We start from the raw sequence: 9023 nt of genomic DNA on the forward strand, positions 1-9023 counted from the left end.
GCAGCAGCTCGGTGGGGTACCCGCAGCCGAAGTGGGGGATCACGAACGGGACGGTGGGAAACCCCTTGGCCACGTCGTGCAAGGCCAGCGGGCTGATGTTGCGGGAGTAGGCGATTCCCCCGCCCCCGCTCAGCGGCCCGAAGTGCACCAGGACCGGGATCTGCAACTCCTCGCACGCCTCCCACACCGGGTCCAGGGCCGGATCGTCGAGGGCGCCGGCCACAGACGGCGCCAGGATCTTGTAGCCGCGCAACCCCAGCTCGCGCACCGCCCGCCGCAGCTCGTCGGCGGCGCGGGGGCTGAAGGGGTCGTGGTGGGCGAACCCTACAAAGCGCGGGTGCGCCCGGCAGATCTCCGCCAGCGCGTCGTTGCCTCCTCCGGTGACGAAGACGATGGCCTCCAGGCCGTACCGGTCCACCTCCCGGGCCCACCGGCGGACGGCCTCACCCACCGGCAGCTGCTCGGGGAGGGGAAAGGACCACCGGCGCCACCACTCCACCTGCGCCTGGTAGTTCCGGCGGGTCAGCAGGTCCAGCCTGGCCTGCCCGCGGCGGGCGGCGTAGGCCCGCCCCCAGGCTCCCCACAGGTCCTCGTCGGGGTGGGGGAAGTGGGCGTGGAAGTCCAGCAGCGGAATCCCGAACGCGCTGGTCACCGGCGCCGCCCTCCCGCCGCCAGAGCCCGGCCGGCCCGCAGCGCCACCGCCACCGCCCCCAGCAACGACGCCTCGCCGGCCAGGGCCGACGGCGCGACCTCCGGGGCAAAGGGAACCAGGGTCTGCAGATGCTCGCGCACCGGGTCCAGAAGGAGATCAGCGTTCTGTCCGATGCCCCCGCCCAGCACGATCAGGGAGAGATCCAGCGTGGCGTTCACGCAGGCGATGGTCCAGGCCAGCAGGCGGGCCACCTGATCCACCACCCGCCGGGCCCGGGGATCGCCGGCGCGGGCCGCGGCGAACAGGTCTTCCGGCGTCGCGCGGTCCGCGCGCTCCCGGGCCAGCCGGGCGACGCCGGGGCCGCCCAGGAAGGTTTCCACCGGCGCGTGGGTTCCTCCGGCCGGGACCGGCAGATAGCCGACCTCTCCCGCATAGCCGGTGGCTCCCCGGTACAGTTCACCGCCGAGCACGATGCCCATGCCGACGCCGGTGCCGACGGCCAGGTACGCAAAGTTGGGCACTGCCCCCGCGCGCCCGCGCCACTTCTCCCCCACCGCCGCCAGGTTGACGTCGTTGTCCATCACCACCGCCACCCGCAGCCGGTTCTGGAGGGCCTGGCGCAGTTCCGCGCCGTTGAGGTAGGGCACGTTGACGCACAGGCGGACGACTTCGCCCGCGGCGTCCACGGCTCCCGGGACGCCGATGCCCAGGGCCGTCACCCGCCGGCGCGGCACCCGCGCGTCCGCCAGGGCGCGGGCGTACATCCGGTCCAGGGTTCGCAGCAGGTCGTCCAGGGAGGTCTGGGGCGTGGGGGATTCCCGGCGCGCGCGGACCTGTCCCGAGAGGTCGGCCACGGCCAGCCGGGCCCTGGTGGCTCCCAGGTCCACCCCCACCACGTAGCCCGCGTCGGGGTTGAGGGCGACCTGCCGGGGGCGGCGGCCCACCCCCGCGCGGGCGGCCCGGTGCTCGGTGACCAGACGCTGGGCGAGCAGGGAGTGGACGATGGCGGAGACGGTGGACTTGCTGAGGTGCAGCCGGGAGGTCAGCGCCGTCCGGGTGAGGGGGCCGTTCTTGCGCAGGGCCTCCAGCACCGCCTGCTCATTGAGCGCCCGCAGCAGGAACGGCCTGCCCACCACCGGAGGCGTCTCCACGCTCCCCTCGCCCGGTTCTGCGGGTTAATTCGTTCGGGTTTCGAACAAATCTTTGCTCCTAATTCGTCGCGGGGGCAGGTGTTTCCTGCCGGCCTCAGGACCGCGCCAGCAGCCGGCGCGCGTTGTCCCGCAGGATGGCCTGCCGGTCCTGATCAGACAGTTCCAGGCGTGCGAGGATGTCGGCCTGCTCGCGGAGGATGTGGTGGCGGTAGCCGCCCCACACGGTGGAGTCGGTGCCGAAGAGGATGCGCCGGGGGCCGTAGGCCCGCAGGGCGTCCCGGAACACCTGCTCCAGGGAGGGGGCGCCGGGGGAGTAGTCCCGCCAGTTGTTGGTGCCGGAGGTATCCACGCACACGTTCTCGGTGTGGTAGGCCAGAAACAGCGTTTCCCGCAGGAAGCCGGCCCCGAAGTGGGCGATGATGAAGGTGACCTCGGGAAACTCCTTCACGGGCGCCGACAGGGAGAGAGGATTGGCGTAGGTCAGGTCGTAGAAGCTGCCCACCGTGATGCCGAAGTGAAACAAAACGGGCAGGCCGTGTTCCGCCGCCGCCTCGTAGACGGGATACAGGATCCTGTCGTTGGCGTGGAAGCGCTGGATGGGCGGATACAGCTTCAGCCCGCTCAGGCCCAGGGCGCGGAACCGGGCGACGGTGCGCGCGGCGTCCGGGTGGCGCGGGTCCGCCAGCGACCCCCAGCCGAACAGGCGGCGGGGGTTGAGGGCGACGAACGCGGCCAGTTCCTCGTTGGCTTCCCCCACCGCGATGAAGGCGCCGGCCTCCACCCCGGCGGCGTCGAACTCGGCCAGCCAGTACCGCGCGTGATCTTCCAGGGTTTTGCCATCGAGTTCGGCCAGCCTGTCGTCGTAGGACTTGCCGCGTACCGTCGCCGCCTGGACCGCCTTCTGCCTATAGGCGGGCAGGCGGTCCCGTTGCCGCCGCAGCATGTCGGCGGTGATCAGGTGCAGGTGACTGTCGAAGATCGCCACGGCCTTCACGATACGGCCGGTCCGCCGGCATCGTCAAGGCAACGACCCCTCCGGGCGGCGCCCGGTGGGCCGCGGCACGGATCTTGCTGACCGTGGGGTGGGGGACGTCCGCGAGGCGTCTTCCACAAAACAGGATACGCGAGACGCGGTCCTCATACCGATAAAGGCAAACCCGCCGCGAGGCGGGGACGCAAAGCCACGGGACTCTCGACGGCGTTGAAGGTCCATGGTGGAAGGCCGCTCCCCTTCGACCTTCAACCTTCAACGCCGTCCGGGAGTCAGCCGGGTTGCCGAAGGTGAGGATGGCTGCGGACAGGCATGCACGCCCATCTTCGGGAGGAGGTGGGCGTGCATGCGTGTGGGGGCGAGCCGATGGACGCGGGTCCCGAAGTCAGGAGGCTGGAGACAGCGGCGCTGCGGTTTCGGACTCAGGGGCGAATGACCCAGGCGTATCCACTTTACGCCCGGGCGGCAGAGCTGGCCGAGGCTGCCGATCCCGATGAAGCGTCCAAGCTGTGGGGGCGGGCCGGGGCGTGCGCCCTGGAGGCCGGCGACGCCGACGCAGCCGCCGCCTGTTTCCGCAAGGCCGTGGAGCTGGTCAGCCTCGACCATCTGGACCGCCACGGCCGCCTCACCCGCCTGTACGCCAACCTGACCGCCGCCCTCTACCAGGCATCGCGGATCCGCGAAGCGTGGGATGCCGGCCGCCAGGCGCTGCTGCTGGCCGAAGAGGGAGGCCGCCCCCGCGCCATCGCCCAGGCGTTGTACAACCTGGGGCTGGCCGAGCGCTACCTGGGGGCGTTTGACGAGGCCGCCAAGCTGTTCCGGGAGGCCCGGGCCGCCTACCTGGAGGCGGGGATGGCCTCCCAGGCGGCGGACGCGCTGCACAACCTGGGCTGGGTGCACGGGGATCGCGGCGAGTTCGATGCAGCCGAGGCGGCCCTGGGCCAGGCCGGGGACGAAAAGGCCGCCCTGGGTGAGCCGCGGGCCCGCATCCGAGTGGAGCGGGCCCGCCTGCAGCTGCTGCGGGGCGACTGGGTGGGGTCCCTGGTGGAGACCCTGGAGGTGATTGATACGGCCGAGTCCCTCACCGACCCCGACACCTACCTCCAGGCTCTCCTGGTGGCCGCAGACGCGTCGCGGGCCGACGACCTGGCCGTGGCCCTGGGGTACGCCCGCATGGCCGTGGAGCTGGCCGTCAGTCTGGGACGGCCGCCGGCTCTGCTGGACCTGCTGCCGCTGGTGGTCCGACTGCACGCCGAGGCCGACCTGACGCTGGACGGACGGCTGCAGGCCCTGGCGGCGGAGATGTACGCTCGCCGGCACGGCCTGCACATCCCGGTGAATTTCTCCCTGGGCATCGGATCGACCCGCCGAGTGATACCTCATCACGGAAAGGAGGGATGATCATGCGCGCGGCAGTGGTGGCGGTCCTGATCGGTGTTGTCCTGCTGGGCCTCGTCCCGGCCGCCGGTACGGCGCGGCCTGAGAACCCCACCGCCCGGGCCGAGCAGGGATCGTTCAACAAGTCGCCGGCCGGCCTGGACCATCAGGCTCCGGCGGCGTGGGAGCATGACGGGCCAGCGCGGCCCCACGTGGAGTGGGAGTAGCGAGAAGGGAGAACACTGGGGAAGGTCGATGGAACTCCGAGGCAAGACACCGGCATGGGAGTTGCTGTACAGTCATAAAGGACGGGCCGGAGGACCTGTCCGGGTAGCCAGGCCAAACAGGATACGCGAGACGCGGTCCTCATACCGATAAAGGCAAACCCGCCGCGAGGCGGGGACGCAAAGCCACGGGACTCTCGACGGCGTTGAAGGTCCACGGTGGAAGGCCGCTCCCCTTCGACCTTCAACCCTCAACCTTCACCGCCGTCCGGGAGTCAGCCGGGTTGCCGAAGGTGAGGGCGCAGTGTTGTTAGACGCGGCGCCCGCCTCAAGGAACGTGCGGGCGTTGAGTTTTTCCCGGGAGGTGGTGGCGGCCAGGAGCCGCAGGACGGGTGAGGCCCGGTCCTCATCCCGATAAGGGCAAACCCGTCGCGAGGCGGGGACGCAAAGCCACGGGACTCCGGAAGGCGTTGAAGGTCCACGGGTGAAGGTTGAAAGATGCGGGCTTTCCCACCTTCAACCTTCAGCCTCCAACCGCCAACGTAGTTCGCGAGTCAGCCGGGTTGCCGAAGGAGGAGGGGCGGTCATGGACAGGCGGTGGAAGGCGTGGGGCGCCGTGGGGGCGCTGGTGGCATGGGGGCTCATGCCCGCTGGCGCCCGGGCGGCGGCGATGACGGTCTCGATCCAGGTCTCTCCCGTTCAGCGTCTGGAGGGCGCCACGACAGTGCAGGTCACCTCGGCCGGCGTGGCCGACGGCACGGTGGTGGTCAAGAGCAACATCCCCTGGGTGCTGGTGGCCGACGCGGCCGGAGCCGATGTGCTGTGGCGGGCCGCGGGCGGGACCTGGCAGCGGGTGGGCGACCGATCGCCTGTCCTGAGCGGCCCGCCTGGTGTGCACGAGGTGGGCTACCAGCTGCGGCTGGCCTCCAGTCCCGGAGGCCCCGTCCAGGTCCGGCTCTCCCTCACCCCTGCCCTTCGGTAGCGGCCCGGGGGCCCTGAGCCCGGGGCACCGATGTCCTCTCGGGGCCGGGAATCTCCCGGCACGCGGGATGCTGCTGAATTTTCGGGCGAGCAGGGGAGGAGCAGTTCCGCAGCAGACGCATCGCGAAGGCGACTGCTGCCGGTACGGCTGCGTGCTATCGCGGCCCGCGCGAATCGGATCTGCAAAGAGTGTGGCTTGACTTCTGGCCGCATCCCCGGTGTTTTTTCGTCGAGGCGTCACATCTGCGGCACGGCAGGTGCTACACGCCCTGCGGTGGGACGGTCATGAGCGGGCGGTTGCGCATTGACGACGTGCGGTGGACGGCAGGCGAGGCGGCGGCGGCCCGGGTGCGCCTGAGCTACAGAAGTCACCAGGCGGAGGGAGTGGCCAGCGCCTCCGGCGGCGGAAAGTGGCGGGAGGCGGTGGCCGAGGCCACCCTGCGTGCCGTGCGGGCCTTCATTCCCGACGCGTCAGAAATGACCGTAGACGCGGTGACCGAGGTCCGGTCCGGGAGGCACCCTCTGGTGGTGGTGACCATGACCCGCGGCTGCGGGCGGGAAGAGACGTTCCTGTCGGGCACCGCCATCCTTTCCGGTGAGGGCGGATGGGCGGTGGCGCGGGCGGTTCTGCACGGGCTGAACCGGTGGGTGGAGGCCCGCCTCGACATAGACGGCGCCGGCCCGCCGGGTGAGGCGGACCCTACGTCTCCTGTGCGGATCCACGGGGCCGACTGACCCCGACGGGGTCGACGTCGGCCGGCTCCCCCTCCATCATCTGCACGAAAGCGCGGACCACCTCGGGGTCGAACTGCCGGCCCGCCTGCTCGCGGATGTACTGCAGGGCCCGCTCGGCGGGCCAGGCCGGCCGGTAGGGCCTGTCGGAGCGCAGCGCATCCCACACGTCCACCACGGCAAAGATCCGGGCCGCCAGGGGGATCTCGCCGCCGCGCAGCCCGCGGGGGTAGCCGGTGCCATCCCAGCGCTCATGATGGCAGTAGGGGATGTCCAGGGCCGGCCGCAGGTAGGCAATCGGCCACAGGAGCTGGCGGGCCAGGTCGGGGTGGCGTCGCATGACCGCCCACTCGTCCTCGGTGAGGGGGCCGGGCTTGAGCAGGATGGCATCAGGGATTCCCATCTTGCCGATGTCATGCAGCAGCGCCCCCCGGCGTATGTGCACGATCTCCTCCTCCGGCACGCCCAGGGCGCGCGCCAGGCGGACGGTCAGGTCGGCCACCCGCTGGGTATGACCTTCGGTTTCCCGGTCCCGCAGGTCCAGGGCCCGGGACCATCCCTCCAGGGTGGTTTCGTAGGCCAGCCTCAGGTCGAGGTTGGCGCGCTGGAGGTCGGCAAACAACGCGGCGTTGTCGATGGCGATGGCCGCCTGGCCCGCCAGGGTCTCCAAAAACTCCATCCACCGGGGAGAGGGGTCGAGGGGAAGTCGGCTGTAGACCACCAGGCCCCCCTTGACCTGTCCTTTGGCCAGCAGAGGCACCGCGCAGTGGCCCACGAATGCCTCGGCCGGGCCGACGCCCGCATGAACTGTGTCAGGGCTCGCGCGCAGGTCCGGCACCACGACGGTGCGCCGTTCGAGGATCGCCCGGCCCGCGTGGCCCTCTCCAGGGCGCAGGGCAACACGGCGGATCTCGTCCCCGGCAAACCCCCGCGCGGCCCCGCACTCGAGGTGCTGGGAATGCGGATTCAGCAGCAGGACCGCCGCCGCGTCCACCCGCAGCTGGGTGATCACCTGGTCCAGCAGCACGTCCAGGGTCACCCGCAGGTCCAGGCTGCTGGTGATCGCCACGTCGATGGTGCGCAGGGCCTGCAGGCGGCGCAGGCTCTGCTCGGTTTCCTCGAACAGGCGGGCGTTGTCCAGAGCGGCCGCGGCCAGGTGGGCGTAGGCCTGGAAGAACTCCACCCTCTCGGGGGTGAAGAATCCCGGTGCGGCCGCGTACAGGGCGAGGACTCCAAACGGCCGCTCCCGGGCCACCAGGGGGAAAGCGGCCACGGTCCTGTAGCCGAAGGCGCGGGTACGGTCCCGCCAGGGCGCAAAAGTGGGGTCGGCGTCCACGTCCTCGACGACCGCCGGGGCCCCGCTGCGGATGCACCGTCCCACGGGGCCCTGGCCGGCCGGGGAGTCGTCCCAACGGACGACGATGCCGTCCAGGTAAGGGGAGTCCGCGGGGAACCGGCTCGCCGGCCGCACCACGCCGTCCGGGTCCGCCGGGCCGACCCAGGCCAGGGAGGCGCCGAAGGCGACGCAGGACTTGACGACATCGTCGGCCAGCACGCGGCTGTCCAGGGACCCGGTGAGTTTCTGGGCGGCCGCGTACAGCGCCGTCAGAGTGTGGAGCTGGCGGAGGATCTGGGCTTCGGCAGCTTCCCGCTCGGCGGTGCGGCGCTGCAGCGTTCCGGCCATCTCGTCGAAGGCACGCGCCAGTTCGCCGACCTCACCCGGCCCGCCCCGCCACCCGGTCCGGGCGCTGAGGTCGCCGGCAGCCAGGCGCCGGACGGTGGAGGTGAGCGCGTCCACGGGCTGGAGGATCAGCCGCGTACCCATCGCCCACGCCGCCACCAACCCCGCCACCGCCACCAGGAAGAGGGTGGCCAGGTTGCTGGTGAAAGCGGCGTTGACGGGCCCCAGGGCCACCTGCCGCGGGATGCCGACGCTGAGGTACAGCGTGCGGCCCACCCCCGCCCGGAGCTGGCGGTAGCCCACGAACCGCACCCGCCCGTCCAACCCCTGCGCCTCCGCGGTGCCCTCGGTCGGGCCGGAGACCATGGCCGCCAGCAGCGGTGCCTCCGGGACCGTCCTGCCCACCCACCGATCCGGGTCCGGCCGGCGCACGAGGACTCTGCCTTCCCGGTCCAGCAGGGTGAGGGTCGCATCCTGGGGCAGGGCGGTGGCGATATTGGCGGCCACATCGTCGAGCCAGCCCAGGTCCAGGGCGGCGAAGACGACTCCCTGGATCCGTTCCTGGTCGTCCACCAGGGGGTAGCCGAAGTTGAGGGTCTTCCGGCCGGTGACCCGTCCCACCTGGTAGTCACCGATGACAAAGCTGCGGGTGCTCACGGCCAGCTGGAAGTAGGCGCGGTCGGACAGGTCGACCGGCGGGGTGAACGGCAGCGCGCTGCACCGCAGCAGGCCGTCGGGTCCGATGACGCCCAGGTTGGCATAGTACGGGTGTCGGCTCAGGCGCGCCTCGAGCAGGGCGCGGCAGCGGGTGGGGTGCGCCGAGCGGACGTCCGGCAGCTGGGCCAGCTCGGCCAGAACGGCGCCGGTGGTTTCCACCAGATTCTCCACGTCCCGGGAAGCCAGCAGGGCATACCGGAGGGCTTCGCCGCGGGCTTCGGCCGCGGCGCGATGTCGCTCCCGGACGAAGTCGTAGGTGACCATCCCCACCGCCGGGAGGGTGATCAGCAGGATCAACAGCATCAGCCGCGCGCGCATTCTCGACACCAGGCCAACACCTGCGGGGCTCCATCCGCCCGGCTTTCTGCGCAGACTCTCGCCCGTACCCAGGGCATGCCCGCGGCAGGAAATCTTTAGCCCCAATAGACGATGGTTCTGCCGGACCTTCCGGTGGACCGGCGACGTCTGCCCCCACGTGGGGTCTGTCCCCACCCGGAGGCCGTGGGGGTCTGTCCCC

Annotated in this window: 8 protein-coding genes and 3 riboswitches; of the genes, 4 read left to right on the forward strand and 4 right to left on the reverse strand. The window is 71.3% G+C overall.

Features of this window, described 5'->3' with window-relative positions:
• The 3 genes from RB150_11215 to RB150_11225 form a co-directional block, all read right to left on the reverse strand.
• A partial coding sequence (locus RB150_11215; GenBank protein MDQ7821102.1) for an amidohydrolase family protein occupies positions 1–652 on the reverse strand: 652 nt, incomplete at its 3' end.
• Entirely contained in the window at positions 649–1803 is a 1155-nt protein-coding gene (locus RB150_11220; protein MDQ7821103.1) for an ROK family transcriptional regulator, read from the reverse strand. The genes RB150_11220 and RB150_11215, both read right to left, overlap by 4 nt.
• A 94-nt stretch (positions 1804–1897) precedes the next feature.
• The gene (locus RB150_11225; protein MDQ7821104.1) at positions 1898–2797 is read right to left on the reverse strand and encodes an amidohydrolase family protein; all 900 of its coding nucleotides are present in this window, start codon (positions 2795–2797) and stop codon (positions 1898–1900) included.
• A gap of 146 nt (positions 2798–2943) precedes the next feature.
• A riboswitch (cyclic di-GMP riboswitch) is annotated at positions 2944–3083 on the forward strand.
• Positions 3084–3226: 143 nt separating this feature from the next.
• Between RB150_11225 and RB150_11230 the strand changes: the two genes are divergently transcribed.
• From RB150_11230 to RB150_11245, 4 genes are all read left to right on the forward strand, one after another.
• Complete coding sequence (locus RB150_11230) at positions 3227–4195, forward strand: tetratricopeptide repeat protein (GenBank protein MDQ7821105.1); 969 nt, start codon at positions 3227–3229, stop codon at positions 4193–4195.
• A gap of 2 nt (positions 4196–4197) precedes the next feature.
• On the forward strand, positions 4198–4398 hold the full coding sequence (locus tag RB150_11235; GenBank protein ID MDQ7821106.1) for a hypothetical protein: 201 nt from the start codon (positions 4198–4200) through the stop codon (positions 4396–4398).
• Positions 4399–4540: 142 nt separating this feature from the next.
• Positions 4541–4687, forward strand: a riboswitch (cyclic di-GMP riboswitch).
• 117 nt (positions 4688–4804) lie between these two features.
• Positions 4805–4966: riboswitch (cyclic di-GMP riboswitch) on the forward strand.
• Between the two features lie 15 nt (positions 4967–4981).
• On the forward strand, positions 4982–5377 hold the full coding sequence (locus RB150_11240; GenBank protein MDQ7821107.1) for a hypothetical protein: 396 nt from the start codon (positions 4982–4984) through the stop codon (positions 5375–5377).
• A gap of 284 nt (positions 5378–5661) precedes the next feature.
• Positions 5662–6111 (forward strand): hypothetical protein, encoded by a 450-nt coding sequence (locus RB150_11245; protein ID MDQ7821108.1) that lies wholly within the window; start codon positions 5662–5664, stop codon positions 6109–6111.
• Here RB150_11245 and RB150_11250 read toward each other — a convergent pair.
• Complete coding sequence (locus RB150_11250; protein ID MDQ7821109.1) at positions 6077–8824, reverse strand: GAF domain-containing protein; 2748 nt, start codon at positions 8822–8824, stop codon at positions 6077–6079. The genes RB150_11245 and RB150_11250 overlap by 35 nt on opposite strands.
• Positions 8825–9023: the final 199 nt, after the last annotated feature.

This window comes from Armatimonadota bacterium, from assembly GCA_031081675.1.
Taxonomy (GTDB): domain Bacteria; phylum Sysuimicrobiota; class Sysuimicrobiia; order Sysuimicrobiales; family Kaftiobacteriaceae; genus Calidihabitans; species Calidihabitans tengchongensis.